Annotated in this window: 16 protein-coding genes and 2 pseudogenes; 5 read left to right on the top strand and 13 right to left on the bottom strand. The window is 69.3% G+C overall.

Annotated features, from left to right (window positions below):
• The first annotated feature begins 188 nt into the window (after positions 1 to 188).
• Positions 189 to 1,151 carry an IS630 family transposase gene (locus ACFYYW_RS42995; RefSeq protein WP_387658747.1) on the top strand — a complete coding sequence of 321 codons (963 nt, stop codon included), beginning with the start codon at positions 189 to 191 and terminating at the stop codon, positions 1,149 to 1,151.
• A 220-nt stretch (positions 1,152 to 1,371) separates the two neighbouring features.
• Here ACFYYW_RS42995 and ACFYYW_RS42990 read toward each other — a convergent pair whose 3' ends face one another.
• The 4 genes from ACFYYW_RS42990 to ACFYYW_RS42975 form a co-directional block, all read right to left on the bottom strand.
• Complete coding sequence (locus ACFYYW_RS42990) at positions 1,372 to 2,184, bottom strand: class I SAM-dependent methyltransferase (protein WP_387658745.1); 813 nt, start codon at positions 2,182 to 2,184, stop codon at positions 1,372 to 1,374.
• A gap of 238 nt (positions 2,185 to 2,422) precedes the next feature.
• Positions 2,423 to 2,569 (bottom strand): hypothetical protein, encoded by a 147-nt coding sequence (locus ACFYYW_RS42985; RefSeq protein ID WP_352365486.1) that lies wholly within the window; start codon positions 2,567 to 2,569, stop codon positions 2,423 to 2,425.
• 198 nt (positions 2,570 to 2,767) lie between these two features.
• Positions 2,768 to 3,379, bottom strand: a complete 612-nt coding sequence (locus ACFYYW_RS42980) for a hypothetical protein (protein WP_387658741.1) — start codon at positions 3,377 to 3,379, stop codon at positions 2,768 to 2,770.
• A gap of 5 nt (positions 3,380 to 3,384) precedes the next feature.
• Complete coding sequence (locus tag ACFYYW_RS42975; RefSeq protein ID WP_387658739.1) at positions 3,385 to 3,909, bottom strand: HTH domain-containing protein; 525 nt, start codon at positions 3,907 to 3,909, stop codon at positions 3,385 to 3,387.
• Positions 3,910 to 4,161: 252 nt separating this feature from the next.
• On the opposite strand from ACFYYW_RS42975, the gene ACFYYW_RS42970 reads away from it, so the two are divergent.
• Positions 4,162 to 4,911: a GNAT family N-acetyltransferase gene (locus tag ACFYYW_RS42970; RefSeq protein WP_387658736.1), complete on the top strand. Its 750-nt coding sequence runs from the start codon at positions 4,162 to 4,164 to the stop codon at positions 4,909 to 4,911.
• Between the two features lie 443 nt (positions 4,912 to 5,354).
• Here the strand turns inward: ACFYYW_RS42970 and ACFYYW_RS42965 are convergent, their stop codons facing one another.
• The 9 genes and pseudogenes from ACFYYW_RS42965 to ACFYYW_RS42925 all read right to left on the bottom strand — a co-directional run bounded on the left by ACFYYW_RS42965 (position 5,355) and on the right by ACFYYW_RS42925 (position 11,093).
• A complete protein-coding gene (locus ACFYYW_RS42965; protein ID WP_357710198.1) occupies positions 5,355 to 5,708 on the bottom strand; it encodes a hypothetical protein in 354 nt (117 codons plus the stop codon).
• Positions 5,709 to 5,966: 258 nt separating this feature from the next.
• Positions 5,967 to 6,980 carry a helix-turn-helix domain-containing protein gene (locus ACFYYW_RS42960; protein ID WP_352365498.1) on the bottom strand — a complete coding sequence of 338 codons (1,014 nt, stop codon included), beginning with the start codon at positions 6,978 to 6,980 and terminating at the stop codon, positions 5,967 to 5,969.
• Positions 6,981 to 7,175: 195 nt separating this feature from the next.
• Positions 7,176 to 7,349, bottom strand: a pseudogene (locus ACFYYW_RS42955) (hypothetical protein); the annotation flags it as partial.
• 21 nt (positions 7,350 to 7,370) lie between these two features.
• Positions 7,371 to 7,550 (bottom strand): hypothetical protein, encoded by a 180-nt coding sequence (locus ACFYYW_RS42950; RefSeq protein ID WP_387658732.1) that lies wholly within the window; start codon positions 7,548 to 7,550, stop codon positions 7,371 to 7,373.
• A 28-nt stretch (positions 7,551 to 7,578) separates the two neighbouring features.
• Positions 7,579 to 7,890: pseudogene (locus tag ACFYYW_RS42945) on the bottom strand (FAD-dependent oxidoreductase); the annotation flags it as partial.
• Positions 7,887 to 9,356 (bottom strand): alpha/beta hydrolase, encoded by a 1,470-nt coding sequence (locus tag ACFYYW_RS42940; protein WP_387658729.1) that lies wholly within the window; start codon positions 9,354 to 9,356, stop codon positions 7,887 to 7,889. The gene ACFYYW_RS42940 and the pseudogene ACFYYW_RS42945, both read right to left, overlap by 4 nt.
• A 209-nt stretch (positions 9,357 to 9,565) precedes the next feature.
• A complete protein-coding gene (locus ACFYYW_RS42935; protein WP_387658727.1) occupies positions 9,566 to 10,288 on the bottom strand; it encodes a hypothetical protein in 723 nt (240 codons plus the stop codon).
• Between the two features lie 38 nt (positions 10,289 to 10,326).
• Positions 10,327 to 10,581 (bottom strand): hypothetical protein, encoded by a 255-nt coding sequence (locus ACFYYW_RS42930; RefSeq protein WP_387658724.1) that lies wholly within the window; start codon positions 10,579 to 10,581, stop codon positions 10,327 to 10,329.
• Entirely contained in the window at positions 10,578 to 11,093 is a 516-nt protein-coding gene (locus tag ACFYYW_RS42925; RefSeq protein WP_387658722.1) for an ATP-binding protein, read from the bottom strand. The genes ACFYYW_RS42930 and ACFYYW_RS42925 overlap by 4 nt, the downstream gene beginning before the upstream one ends.
• 1,198 nt (positions 11,094 to 12,291) lie before the next feature.
• On the opposite strand from ACFYYW_RS42925, the gene ACFYYW_RS42920 reads away from it, so the two are divergent.
• The 3 genes from ACFYYW_RS42920 to ACFYYW_RS42910 all read left to right on the top strand — a co-directional run bounded on the left by ACFYYW_RS42920 (position 12,292) and on the right by ACFYYW_RS42910 (position 14,421).
• Positions 12,292 to 12,744, top strand: a complete 453-nt coding sequence (locus tag ACFYYW_RS42920; protein ID WP_387658720.1) for a hypothetical protein — start codon at positions 12,292 to 12,294, stop codon at positions 12,742 to 12,744.
• Between the two features lie 184 nt (positions 12,745 to 12,928).
• Positions 12,929 to 13,192 (top strand): hypothetical protein, encoded by a 264-nt coding sequence (locus tag ACFYYW_RS42915; protein ID WP_387658717.1) that lies wholly within the window; start codon positions 12,929 to 12,931, stop codon positions 13,190 to 13,192.
• Positions 13,189 to 14,421: a tyrosine-type recombinase/integrase gene (locus ACFYYW_RS42910; protein ID WP_387658715.1), complete on the top strand. Its 1,233-nt coding sequence runs from the start codon at positions 13,189 to 13,191 to the stop codon at positions 14,419 to 14,421. The genes ACFYYW_RS42915 and ACFYYW_RS42910 overlap by 4 nt, the downstream gene beginning before the upstream one ends.
• Positions 14,422 to 14,451: the final 30 nt, after the last annotated feature.

Genomic DNA, 14,451 nt, shown 5'->3' with positions numbered 1-14,451 from the left:
CGCCTCTTCTCCAGTGCCGTCGCGGCCGACTTCGACGGAGTGAAGCGCCTTCCCGGAGGGCTCGGCGTCACCCCCGCAGCCGTCGAGCACGATCGCCGCGGCCATCGCCAAGGCGGTCATTCTGATGGTGTCCATGGTCGGTCTCCCGTATTCAACGTCACGCGCGCACGCGAACGCCGAGGCAGGCGGTGGCCCGCCGGCGCAGCCGGTTCCTGGCCCATCGGCTGGACGGGCTGTCCGACGAGCCCCGGCCGGGCGTGCCGCGCACCATCACCGACGTCCAGGGGGAGGAGGTGGTGGTGCGCACCCTGGAGGAGGTGCCGGCCGGCTCCACGCACTGGTCCAAGCGGGAACTAGCCCGCCCGGTGGGCATCTCGCCGACCAGCGTGACCAGCATCTGGCGGGCGTTCGGGCTCCAACCCTGGCGCACCCAGGACTTCAAGATCTCCACCGATCCGCTGCTGATCGACAAGACGTGGTCGGGCTGTATCTGGCCCCGGGCCGCCCATGCCGCGGTGTTCGCCGTCGACGAGAAACCGCAGATCCAAGCGTTGCAGCGGAGCGCACCGGCACTGCCGATGCTGCCCGGCGTGCCCGAGCGGCGCAGCTTCGACCACGTCGGGCACGGCACCGTCGATCTGTTCGCCGCGCTCAACACCGCCACTGGCAAAGTGATCGGCAAGCTGTCGGCCCGTCACCGTGCCGTCGACTTCCGCGACTTCCTGGACGAGATCGTCCGCCAGGTCGAGCCGGGCCTGGGAGCGGGGCAACTTCTGCTCCTTGGACGCTCTCAAGGCCGCGTCGGAGGAGTGGATCAAAGTCTGGAACGAGGACGCCAAGCCGTTCAGGTGGACCAAGACCGCCGACCAGATCCTCGACCGCATCTGCCGCTACTGCGACCGAATCTCAAAAACCGGCTCACTAGGGTGACGCAGCCGTGCGACGCCGGTCCCAACCCTCCCCCGGGACATCGGATCCGGGGACCCCACGATGGGGACCATCAATCCGGTCGATACCATCCAGCCCACCACGCCGCCCATCTCCTTCGACCTGACCCAGCGGCTTGCCTGCCGGCGCTCTGTGGCCGGTGGGTCGAGCCCGTACCGCGACGTCCTCGAGGTGAAGGTCCACGCCGCCAGCTCATGCAGTGAGGATCACCATCGACCGGCCGTGGAACGGCTCATACGCGCCCATGGCGTGCGGAATCGGCGGACGGCCGTTGTCGATCAGGCCAGGGCTCCGAAGGACAGAGGCGGGGCGCGAGTGGGAACAGCTGCTGGTCAGCCTTCCCGCCGTCCAGGCGGCGGACCTGGCCGGGATCCTCGCTGGGCAGGCGCGCTCGCGTACGTTCCCCGTGCCATCAGCCCCGGCTCAGAACCGGTAACGGAGAATGCGTGCCCCTTGGCGGGACAAGGCCGTGCTACGGGCGGTGAGACGGGTCAGCGCGCGTAGCGGTTGCGGGAACAGGGCTACTTCCGGTGCGCGGTTGAGGATCTGTTCCTCGATCAGTTTGAGGCCGGCGTCCCAGGACTCGGGTTCGTGCGGGTCGTCGAAGCCCCGGGCGGCTTCCATGCCGAGTGTCCTCATGATCGGGTGGTGCTTCATGGCCCAGGCGGCGAGGCGGGTGTAGCCGTTGAGCGCGAGTTCGCCCGAAGGGAAGTGGCCGGCCAGCTCGCGGACCAGGGCCTGGAAGGAGTCGCCGGGCATGAAGGGGAGCAGCCCTTCGGCGACGATCATCGCCGGGCGGTCATCGGGGATGGTCGTGAGCCAGTCGGAGCGGGTGAGGTTGGCTCCGACGAGGTGGGAGCGGCCGTGCAGGAGTGCGGATCTCAGACTCACCACTGCGGGAAAGTCGACGTCGTACCAGTCGACGCCCGGCGGCGGATCGCAGCGCCGCATCCTGGTGTCCAGGCCGCAGCCCAGGTCGAGCACCACGCATCCGGGGTGAGCGGCGACGAAGGCCCGGACGGCGTCGTCCAGCTTCCTGGAGCGCAGGGCCGTGGTGACGACGACGTTGGTCTTGACCTTCAGCTTGCCGAAGTCATAGTCGATTCTGCCGGCCAGGTCGGCGGAGAGCGTGTCGCCGAGGATCGGGCGGGGCAGTTCGGCGTCCCGGGCTCTGGCATGGAGCGTGAGCAGGAGCGTTTCCTGGATCAGCCCGAGGTCGGGTTGCCAGCGGTACATGGTGATTCCTTAACGGCGTAACGGATGGCGGGCTGCGGAGTTCTGTGGCCATGTCGGGGAGTCGCGGCCGGCCTTGATGCGCTCGGTGCGGTGTCCCTCGCCGCCCGCGATGTCGAGCCCCAGCGCTTTCGGAGGTGTGGCAGCGTTGCTGCGACGCCGCGTGGGTGTCGTCCCGCCGCGTCCATGCACCCGGCCATGGCGGGGATCTCTGGCCCGCCTCCGGCCCCGGCGCGTTTCGTCAGTACATGAGGATCCACAGTTCGAGGTACGGGTCTCCCCACTTCACCGGGAACTCGACGCACTGGTGACCGCGGCCGGTCCGGGGGCACCTGTCGTACATGTCCATGCTGTAGTAGCGCGCGGCGCTCTCCCGGTGCGGTCCCATGGCCGAGGACGTCGCGGCCGACGCCGGCGACCCAAAGACCGCGCTTCCACGAGCCACGGGTTCTCCGATCGTTGTGAGGCGAGCCGAAATGTCGCTGTCGAGCCTCACATGATCGACCTCTTCATGTCGTTGGCACTGAACGCACGCTTCCTTCGACATCAACGCAATGTGGAGTTCCCGTAGCACTGACCGAGGGATTCAGGGCGTGCTGTCCGGAACATCATTCGCCGCCGTCTTCGCCCTCTTCACCAGAGCCTCTCCCCGCACGGAGAGCCGGTGGCCGACTTTCAGGCTCTCGGTCAGGCTGCGGCCTTTGAGTGTGCGGCCGTCCCGTTTGAGGGCCTGGGTGTCGCGCCCGAGGTGCTGGGCGAGCTCGGCGGCGGCGGTCGCGGGCAGTTCGTGGATGAGGCGGAGCAGGTCGTGGGTCCAGGGGCCGCGGCGGGCGGCCTTATCGATGCCGGCCAGGCGGCGCTGTATTTTCGGCCGCCTGTTCGGCGTGCGGGTCGCTGCGTTCACGGAGCGCTGTCCGGGGGCCGGGCCGGCTATGCGCAGGCTGATCCGGTAGAGCTGCCCGTCGGGCCGCCGGGCCAGTTCCTTCCACAGGTCGTCGGGCGTGGCGTAGCCCGGGCGCCGGAGGTCCTGCGCGGTCACCTGGGCCTCGGTGATCTCCTCCACCGTGTCGATCGCCACGATGCCGACGGCGGTGCGCAGCAGGCTGCCCGGACGCACGGCGTTGCGCTGCCAGCGGCGGAAGGCCAGCGTGAGGGTCCCGTCCGCGATGCGCTCAAGGTCTCGGCGCTTGAACAGCATGGGAATCAGGCTGACGGCGGGTGCCTCCCGGCGACGTCGGCGCGGTGCGCCGAACGCCATGGCGGAGGTCGGGCTGTGCGGGTGTGATCCGTCGGTTGCCGGTGCCTGCAGCAGGTCTGGGAACCGTGTCGTAGCGCCGGGTGCGTGCGGCCGCCGGTGAGCGCGGTGGCGAGCTTGTCCATGGCGGACGTCGCGGACGTGCTCGTGGTGGGGCCGAGCGCGGTGAGGCTGGCCACCAGGGTGGCGATCTCGCGGAGGTCGAAGGCGATGGCGGGGATGCGGTGGTGCCGGTTGATGGCCACTCCTCCGCCGCGGCCGGTGGTGACGTCGATGGGGACGCCCGACTGTCGTAGCCGTTCGATGTCACGGGCGATGGTGCGTGCGGAGACGCCGAAGTCGCGGGCGAGGGTGCCGACGGTGATCCGATCGGCGGCGGCGTGGAGCCGTTCGATGAGGTGTTGCCGGCGCTCGACACGGCGGATCGTCAGGTGATTGTCGCGCGAGGCAACGGACTTTGCGGACGACTTCATGGCGAAGGATCGTAACCAGGACACAAGCTTGTCCAGGTTCGTCGCTAGCGTGACACCTCATGAGCATGACCACCGTCGTGCACGCATTCTTCGACCGATACGCTCGCGCCCTGCTCGCCCGGGACGAGAAGACCATGGCCGACATGTACGCGATACCGTCGTTGATCCTGCCCCCCCGGCCATCCCATCGCCGTGCCGGACGCCGGACAGAGCGAGGAGTTCTTCGCCGCCGCCTGAGGTCAGTACGACGGCGTGAACGACCTGGCGGCGGACATCACCCTGGTCGCCGAGACGGCGCACAGCGCCTGGGCCGACGTCACCTGGCGCCATGACGGAGCCGCCACCAACGCCACCTCCATCAACTCATCGACACGGGGCGCAATGGAAGATCGCCGTACTGACGCCCCTCGGCCGATGAGCGCTCCGGCCTTCAGGGTCGAGCCCGCGTCGGCGGACCACTTCGACGACGTCTCGATCATGCTCGCCCCCACAAGGCCGGGCACGACCGCCTGCTGGTGCCTGAGCCATCGCATCGACCCCGCGGTCAACCGCGAACTCGGCCCTGACGCACGGCCAGGCTACATGCGACGCCTGTGCCGGCAGCCCGTCGCGCCGGGCGTCCTGGCCCATGACGTCGATGAGGTCGTCGGCTGGGCCGGTGTCGTGCCCCGCGCCGGGGTGTACTCCATCGCTCGCAACAGCAGGATCCCCAAGCTCGACGACGACCTCGCGATCTGGCCGATCTGGTGTCTCAAGGTCCGCGCCGGCCACCGCAGCCGGGGGGCGAAGGCGCTGATCGACGGCGCGGCCAGGTTCGCGCGCGGGCACGGCGCCGCGGCCGTCGAGGGCTACCCGGTCGACAACACCGGCAAGAAGATCGACACCATGCTGGCGTTCGTCGGTACGCGGTCTCTGTCCGAGTCCGCCGGCTTCGTCACGATCGCCGATACCGGATCGAGGGCCGCCGGAGTGCCCCGCATCGTCCTGCGACTCGCCGATTGAGGCCGAGCGGCAGCCGGCAGAGCTGATGATCCGTTGTTGCTCGACGAGCCGCTGGTCGGGATCTTAGGGCGCCACGTCGCGGGGGTCGCCGAAGCCCTCGTTGGCGGGAGCTCTGATCGTCTTGATGGCCGGCACCACCTTGCGCACCCTCTGACTGGAAGGCTTGGAAAAGCCCAGCAGGCGGCAGCCTGATGAAGGTGGGGCTGGTTAGCCAGGGGTAGAGCCCGCCCATCATCATGACCGCCACCGATCCGCCGGGGCCGTCTCCAGCCAGTCGCCCTCGGCGAGTACCGCGCGACAACCCCTACGGCCGTCCGTGAAGATCAGGCTTCTGATCCAACCTGATCATCACGAGCGGTCGTTCTCACGTGCGGGCAGCTACAGCACCGCGATCATGGACACGTGCCGTCACGGCATCCTGCTCATTTGCGCCAGAACCGCCTTCACGCAACGCCCGGCTGTGGTGGCGCGGACGAATAGCACCAGGAATTGCCATAGAAGGTGTCGGCGCTGTCGCCGTCCGACCCGCCGTCGTTGTCCGCCATCCAGAACCATTTGTGCAGTCCCCGATAGGCGTCGTAGAGGGAGCCGTTGACGTAGTGGTTACCGGTGTTGTGGGAGTGGCCGTACGCCCGCTGTTTGGGGTCCCCGCCGGGGCTGTCGTTGATGTAGATCGGATCCGCGCTGCACCGGGTGTCCGCGTGCGCCGCTGTTGCGCCGCCCGCGACGACCATGGTCCCTGCGAGGGATACGGCCGCGGCCCCGAGGGCACCCCACCGCCTGAGTCTTCTTGTCATTCCCGTTCCCCTCATCCCATGAAATTCGTGGCCTCGAATCCCGTTCGCTGGGATCCGACGTGCGCAGCCTAGTTGCGGTCGATCATGGAAGTCGTCAGCGTGGCGCGCACTGTGTCTTGGCAATGAGCGCACGACAGCGGACGGCGAGTTCGCCACAGCGCGATGGCGTTCGGGCCGGTCGATGCCGCTCTCCACGACGTGGCGCTGCCGGTAGAGGGCCGGCCTGACCGGCGGCCGGCAGCCGGGGAGGTCTCGACGTCATCGTCGCGCGTGGCTGTCGTCCGCCTCTGGTGTGGCGCGGGTCAGGGCCTCGTGCCGATAGTCCTTGGGCGACAGGCCGTACTTGGCCCGGAAGGATTTGCTGAGGTCGGCGGCGCGGGTGAATCCCCAGCGGGCGGCGATGGCGTGGATGGGCTGCCCGGCCAGGCGGGGATCGGCCAGGTCGGCGCGGCAGTGCTCCAGACGGCGGCGGCGGATCCACTCTGTCAGCGTTGTGCCTTGACGCTGGAACAGCAGTTGCAGGTAGCGCACGGAGATGTGGTGCCGGTGGGCGATCGCGCGGGGTGTCAGGTCGGCGTCGGCGAGGTTGTGCTCGACGAACGCCCGGATGCGCGCCACCAGGGCGAACTGCCGGGTCTCGGGGGGCAGGCGGTCCTGTGCGTTCAGCCGGTGGGCGAGGAAGGCCAGGGCCAGGTCCAGCGTGGCGGCACCGAGCCGCCGTACCTCGGGTAAGGACATGGACCGCGCCTCGCGCACCAGCGTCTTGAGGTAGCCGGCCAGGATCGCGTCGACGCCGCCGTTCGCGGGCATCGCGTGGGCCAGGAGCGCGTCGACCTTGCCGGACGGCAGGGGCAGCTCGGATTTGGGCAGATGCACGATGATCGCCCGTGCCGGCCCCGGCCCGTCGAACGCGCCGCCCTGGTACGGGTGGGAGGTGTCCCACATCACCAGGTCGCCGGCCCCCATCCGGGTGTCGTTGCCGCCCTGGGAGATCCACATCGTGCTTCCCACGATCAGGGCGAGCTCGTACCTCTCGGGGTCGGAGCGGCGGATCAGCGCGGGTGTGCGCACGGAGCTGAGCGCGGGGAACGACATGGTCGTCACCTGGACGGTGTCCAGGTCGATCGCCCCGGCCGACGCCCGGAAGTCGGCGGCGTGGTCGCTGGTGATCTGGATGGGCGCCACGTCGTGGCTGATCAGGTCGCACCACCAGTCGAATCGCTGGTCGGGCGGCAGGTCCGTGCTGTGCAGGGTGACGATTCCCAATTTCACCTCTCATGACATGATCTCGAGCGTTCGAGACATACTCGGGTGTGACGAGAAGCCAGGCCGATGCGCCCCGCCGACCACATCATCGGCCATCCTGAGGCCGAGCCGGCCGACCGCAGCGGGGGCCGTGCCGGTGACCGTGCCGCTGTCCGTGCCGCTGTCCGTGCCGCCGTTGCCCAGGAGCGGTCGAGTGCCGGGTCATCCGGTGGTGGCCTGGCGCCACGGGGTCCGTTCGGCGACGTGTCGGCGGAGGGCGCGGGCCTGCCGGGGCAGGTTCCAGGTCATGGCGCCGATGACGTGGCCGTCCCTGCCGTACAGGCCGGCGAACCGGCCGGTGGCGGGGTCCCCGGCGACGACCTGGAACCGGGCGTCGCCGCCGGTGACGCCGTGGACCTAGATCTTCACGTCGTACTGGTCGGTCCAGAAGTAGGGCACGGGTGCGAAGGGGGCCTGGCCGCCGAGGAGCGTCCAGGCTGCGGCCGTGCCCTGTTCGGTGGCGTTCAGCCGGTGTTCGACGCGCAGGCGGCCGAAGCCGGGGTGCCGCCAGGAGGCGACGTCGCCGGCGGCGACCACGCCGGGTGCGGCCCGGCACCCCGTTCACCCGGCCGTCGTGGCCGGTCAGGCCGGTGACCAGGGTGCCGGGACGCAGACGGACGCCGTGCCTGGCGTGCAATCCGGCCAGCAGCCGCGCCACCCGGTCGCCGAGCCGGGCGATCAACGGCGCGGGGAGCGGATCGACCAGGGTGACGTCCAGGCCGAGCTGCCGGGCGGCGGCGGCGACCTCCGTACCAAGGAACCCCGCGCCGACGAGGACCACCGACCGCCTGAGCGCGGGCGGCGTGGGCGAAGCGGGTGTGCGTCGGCGAGGCGCTGACCGACGACGGGGCCGACTGGTTGTGGCCCACGCGGTCAGGACGGATCGGCGCGGCAGGTGAGATCGTCGGCGGGCAGGGTGCCGCTGGCGAAGTAGGTGTTCACGGCCGTCTCCACGCAGGTGTTGGGCAGGCGGCCGAAGACGCCGTGCATGCGCACGTCCCGTACGGTGACCAGGCGTGCGGCGGGCATCGCCCGGCGCAGGTTCACGCCCTCCTGATAGACCGTGCGGGTGTCGCCGGTGGCCTGGACGATCAGTGCGGGGACGTCGTTGCCGACCTTGGTCGCGGGCTCGCGGGGGTTGGGCCAGAAGGCGCAGGCGGTGATGTTGTTCGCATACGGTCCGAACACCGGCTGGGTGGCCCGGCTGCGCTGGATGGCGCGCCAGTACCGCTCGGGGTCGCGTGGCACTGCCGCATCGCCGCAGATGACGGCGGCCTGGCTGGAGTAGCCCTGCGGCTTGCCGTACAGCGTGAACTGCAGTTCCTGTTCGAAGTCGTCGCTCGGGCGGACCGGCTTGCCCTCGGCGGCTTCGGCGAGCAGCCGCACCCGCGCGGCCAGACGGGCGTTCTCCCTGGCGTCGGGCAGCAGGGTGAAGATGACCATGGGCAGGAAACGTTCGTCGACGAGATGGTCCCCGATGCGGATCGGGGCCTTGACCAAGCTCTCGACGCGGGCCCGCACGTGGCGTGCCGTCGCGCCGAGGTGGTATTCGGGGTCGCGCTTGGCGGTCCAGGCGGCCCAGTCGTCGAGCGCGGCCTCGTTGGCCGGTCCGCTGTTCCTGATCGACCCGGCCATGTACTGGGCCGGATCGATCGCGCTGTCCAGTACGAAGCGGTCGCTGCGCTGCGGGAACATCTGGGTGAAGACCGCGCCGAGGTAAGTGCCGTAGGACATGCCGAAGTAGGAGATCTTCGCCTCGCCGAGGGCGGCGCGGATGACGTCCATGTCCCGCGCGGTGTTCCGGGTGGTGATGTGGGCGATCCGGTCGCCTTCCCGCTGCGCGCACCGCTGCGCGAGATCGGCCTGCGTCTGTACGGCCCGGCGGAAGCTCGCCCGGGTCGGCCCGGCGGACCAGAGCATGTGCCCGATCGGCCAGCCGCAGTCGACCGGTGCGCTCCTGCCGACGCCGCGTGGATCCATGCCGATCAGGTCGTAGCGGGAGGTGACCTCGGGGGTCATCCGCTGACTGATGTAGCCCATGAAGTTCAGGCCCGCACCGCCGGGACCACCGGGGTTGGACAGCATGACGCCGCGCCGCTTGCCCGGGTCGGTGGCCTTGATGCGGGAGATCGCGACTTTGATCGTCTTGCCCTGCGGCTTGGAGTAGTCCAGCGGGACCGTGATCTCGGCGCATTGGGCGCCCACATGGTCCAGGAGAGGGTCGCCGCAGGTCGCCCATTCGACGGGCTGGTTGTAGAAGCGGGTCAGGGCAGTGGTCGTGGGGCCTGGCAGGAGCGTGGTTCCCGTCAGCACTACGCCGACTAGGGCATGGGGGAGATTCATGTGGGACGTCCTTCATCGGGAATGCAAGCAACCATAGTTGACTAAATCCGGGATAGTCAACCTAAGTTGCTTATCTGGTGAAAGGCGGTCAGAGCGGGAGGAGTGGAGGAGAGCTATTCCCAGAGCAAGATCGAACAGATTCAACGCCTGGACGCCTGCACGATGAGCAGCTCGTGTTGACTGACGCAGCCCCGTGGTCGTGGTCAACGTCAGCGCCGGGGAGGTGACCGTCGTTCCGCTGCCCCGCCTGACCGGCGGAGGCGGCCGACGCCCAGGTGGCCGGCCTCACCAAGGCGATCGACGCGCTCGGTGGGACTAGGACCAGCGAGTGGGCAGGGCTGGGGCTGCCGCACAGCAGCTGGGTCAGGTAACTGAATGGACCGGCCGAGTCGTCGAAGCGAAGGGGTTGCAGACCACGGTCCCGTTGGCGGGTGAACCCGCCGGTGCCAGCGCACGGGCGCGGCAGGCCGCGCGCGGCACGGGATCGGCGTGATAGTCCGGGTGGCCGGTGAGGAACGCGCAGGCCGAGTCCCTCGCTTGCCGGTACAGGGCATCGGCCAGCGCGAAGCATCGGGGCCGAGCTGGCGGCGCAGATCGGCCCGGAACCGGGTCAGCCCGCTGTCCGGCAGCAGCGGCAGCGGCGTGGCGAGCGCCTCGGTGACCACAGCGGTGTCGGTGGACAAGTTGGAGCATCGCATCGGGCGCGATGGCGGTTCGGGCCGCACCGGGCGGCGCGCGCGGGCCTGCTCGAACAACGCCTGCACCTGTCCCAGCACGGTGAAGGTGGCGGCCGGCAGCACGTGGGCCAGGTCGATCAGGCTGTTGCTGGATGGGGTCGGATGCACGGTGATCCACCCGGCCGCCGGATCCTGGGCATTCAGCGCCTGCCGGGTCAGCCGGTGGTCGTCGGCGTGGTCCACGACGATGCTCACCACCGGCGCCCGCAGGTCCCTCGTGTCACCACCGGCGGTCATGGGCTGCCGCCGAGTTTGCTGAACACCCACTCCAGCACCTTGCGGTCAACTCGCGGCTGATCGAAGAGCGTCAGCGCCTCCACCGCCAGACGCGTGATGGTCACCCACATCCGGAAGTTGCCATGGGCCGCGCGGGCGTCGACCAAGGTCAGATCTGCAGGGGCGACGTGCGCCCAGACCGGATGGAAGGCGGGGATGACGGTCGCGACCTCCTCGCGCGACAGCCGCTGGAGCTCCTGCCAGATCGTCACCCGCGAGGCCAGCATCGGCTTGCTGCGCAGCGCCTTGTAGCAGTTATGGCCGCCGACGAACACCAGGACGATCTTCGTATTCTTGTCGTCCCGCAAAAGCGCCACAGCTCGAAGCACTCAGCCGACAACCACTGGGCCTCATCACACACCAGGACCCGGAACTCGCCGCGCAGCTGCTGAAGGATCAGCCGGTCGAACTGGCCGGCACGGCGCGGCACCGGCCCGGCCATGCCCAGCGACTCAAAAAGCGCCTCGCGGATATCACGCGGGTAGGGGTGGGCGCGAAAACGCACCCAGAACGTGCTCACCGGCGCAAGCTCCCGCAGCACGCCGCGGGTCAGGAACGTCTTGCCGACACCCGCCTCCCCGTACAGGCACAACATGCCCTGAAGTTTGATCACCTGGGCGAGGTTCTCCTTGATGATCAACGCGTCGCCGGTGACCACCGAACGGGCGCCGGGCAGCCGCAAGTGGTGATCGTCAGGTTCGTCGTTCGACCAGATCCGCTCCACGCTCATCCTCCTGCCGCATCGCCGCTCGACGGGTCTTCTGCGTGTTCGCCGGGCCGGACCCATCCGGCGACAGGCGGCGGCAGCGGGAGGCCGGAGGGGCGGGGCAGGTGACGCGGCAGCTGGTGGTAGGAGGCGTCCAGTTCGGCTTGGGCCTCGGCAGTGGTTTGCGTCTGCAGCGGCTGCGGTGCCCGGGCCTCGGTGACAGCGGCATAGCGTGGGCGGCGCTTCTTGGCGGCCGCCTTCAGCAGGCGCTCCAGCTCCTGGGCCTGCCGGCGCGGCCATGACCTCGGCCTGCTGCTGCGCGGTGGCCGCATCGGCCAGGAACGGCGGCCCCAGGTGGGCGCCGGTGCGGGCGTCGAACAGATGTTCCTGCGCTCCCTGCCGCGCTATCTCCATCAGCCCACGCTCCGGGGGAAGGTCCTCGGTCCAGACGAACCGCGGGTGCGGCTTTCGCTCCGTGCGGCCTTCCTCACACCCGGCGCGGATCCATCGCCACAGGGTCCGCTCGCTGATCCCCATGCAGGAGCTCAGCAGGCGGACGTGCGCAGTGGTGAGCTCCTGACGCTCATCGAAGGCCAGAAGGCGGCGCATGGCGGGACCGCGGAGTTGATGGAGACTTCCCCATTCGAGGTGTCGACGTGTTCCCGCGATGCCGCTCCCTCGTGCCGGCGGTGAGCACGCGTGCAGACGCGTTACCGCACTGGACAGTTCGGTCACATGCGCCAACATCCCGGATGGTAACTCCAGCAATCCAGACGATTCCATACCGTAACGATTGAAGCCAGGAAACTGGGACGGTGAGGAAATGCCCGACTACCCAGGGTCGCTCGCCTCGCGCTTGGCCGCCCGTTCCTCCATCCCGATGCCAGAATTGACTCCTATGAAGCGCCATCTGGGCTTACTGACAACCCGATGAGAATCGGTACTGGCAGAAGAATGAGAACTCTCAGAGATGCGCGATGCTCAGGGGGAGGCACTCCCGTGGCGAGATCTGCGCCCTGCACGTGGTTCCCCGGGGCAGCACGGGCCGCCTCTGGGGGGCAGAAGCCTGCCCCCGCCGACGAGTTCGACGACCGACCCCTGAACGGAGAACCGATGAGCGACCTGAGCGAGATCCGGGCCCGCTACGAGGATGTGAAGGGACCCTCCACGGCGATTAGGACGGGCCACCGGCGTCGCCATCGATCTGATCAACCGGATGAGCCGACACACGGAGGACACACCGGTCCTGCTGGACAGACTGGAGCCGCTGGAGGCGTTCGCTCGCTGGATCGTCGCTCTCGACGACCCGGACGGGCCCGGCGCCGAGGCTCGCAAGAGCATGACCGTAGAGCAGATCATCAGCAAGGCGCGCGAGGTCTTGCCGGGCACCACCCCGCCCTCCTTACCTCACACGAGCGAGGAGGGCGACACGCCAGGGCAGGTCGCACCGTCCGTCGTCCAGCCGAGGCGATTGAAGGTGACAAGGCTCTCTGTCACCGTGCTCACCAATCCGACGGATACACAGAAGCGGATCGATCGAGGCGAGAGGAGCAACGCCCAGGACACACGGGGGCGGCAAACGCGCATCTCGGTGGCACGCTTCAGGCCCACATCGACCGGCTACCGCCTGCTGAGCACCGCTCCGCACTCCTTCCCCGAGGCGGGCTGACATGACAAGGCGACGACCGACAGGCGGCGCGGGCGACTCTGCCACGGATGCGGGCACCGCTGCCATCACACGGCACAGCAGAACTGACAGCTTCGCGGCAAGCCGCACACCCTGACCAGCCGTGGTCGCGATGAGCAGGAGCCCGGGCGACCCAAACCCCCGCATTCCACAAGGAGCACACGCCATGCCCCGGCGCCCACCCCGACTGACCCGCACCCACGCCACCGCGCTGCTGCTGACGGCACCGGCAGGGGAGCCCGACCGCACCGTGCTCGTGCTCACCGAGGACGCAGCGCTCGGCTACGCCACGCCCGAGGCCGTCCTCACCGGCGGCGGCATCAACCTTGCCGACAACACCGAGGTGCTGCGCGACGGGCTGCCCGTCGACGCCTTGGTCTCCGTCGGCCGACCGCTGCCCACATCGGTACCGTTGGGGGAGGGGGCATGAGCGGTACGCCCATCCTTCCGGCCGGCTCTGGTCCCGCAGAAGCGCAGGACGTCCTGGAGCCCACCGCCGTGCATCGGCCCGGCCACAACCCGTCCAGCGAATCCGCCCCGGCGCCCGGACCGCTCGCCGAAGCGCACCAAGCACCTGCTCCAGCTCCGCCGCCCGAGCCGCTGGTGTTCAGCATCGGCGCGATCGCCGGGCTGAGCCCGCGCCGCGAGCGAGGCGATAGGGGAGAGGTGCCCGGCGCCGACGTCGACCTGATCGACGGCCTGGACCGGCCCACCTGGAACGTGGTGGCCGGCTGGCTGCAGCACAGCACCTCTGTCTCGACCCGGCATACCCGGCTGCAGGTGCTGGCGGCCTTCCTGCGCTGGTTGCGCACCCTGACGCCGCCGGTGGCGCTGCTCGACGTCACTGAGGATCACCTGATCGCCTACCGCGATGCCGCCGCGACCGGCGCGCTGACCGTCGGCGTGCGTAAGCCTGGCAAGGCGCTCGGCCCGGCCACGGTGGCCAAGCAACGGCACAACCTGTCCAGCTTCTACGGCTACGCCCGCCGCCGCAAAGTGATCGCCTACAACCCCACCGCCGACGTCGATGCACCGCCGGTCTCCACCGAAGGCAGCACCCGCGCCTTCACCCCGGTGCAGCACCGTCATATGCGAGCCGGGGTGGCCAAGCTCGCCGCGACAGGTCAGCTGGCCCAAGCCGCCGCCATCGCTCTGCTGGACGACGTCGGCGGCCGCGTGGGCTTGCTGGCCGGGCTCACGGTCGGCGACATCCGCACCGTCACCGAATCCGACGGCAGCAGGCACACCGTGGTGCGCTTCCGCAACAAGGGCGGCAAATACGCCCAACTGCCCATCCCAGACGCCGACACGATCGCCATGCTGCAGCAGCTGCGGCAAGGCAAGCATGCCGACGATCTGCTGTTCACCCGTGAGGACGGCTGGCCGATCGACCGCTGGTGGGTCACCGCAGCGTTGAAGGCCGCGGCCGCGGCCGGTCAGATGCCTACCGAGGAGGGGGAGAAGGCGCACCCGCACCGCATCCGCGCCACCGTCATCACCGAACTCCTGGACGGCGGCGCGCCACCGGAGCAGGTCCAACAGGCCGTGCAGCACAAGTCCATCTCCACCACCTTCCGCTACAAGGGCCGCAACAAGCGCCTGAGCGGGCACGTACTGTATCGAGGTACACGCGACTCGGAAGCCACCGGCGATGGATGATCTCGATGGAGAGGCGGGGCCCCGTGGAGC

It is taken from the genome of Nonomuraea sp. NPDC001831 (assembly GCF_042892035.1).
Classification (GTDB): Bacteria; Actinomycetota; Actinomycetes; order Streptosporangiales; family Streptosporangiaceae; genus Nonomuraea.
Note: the sequence above shows the minus strand (reverse complement) of the source record. Positions and strands in the feature narration are given on the sequence as shown.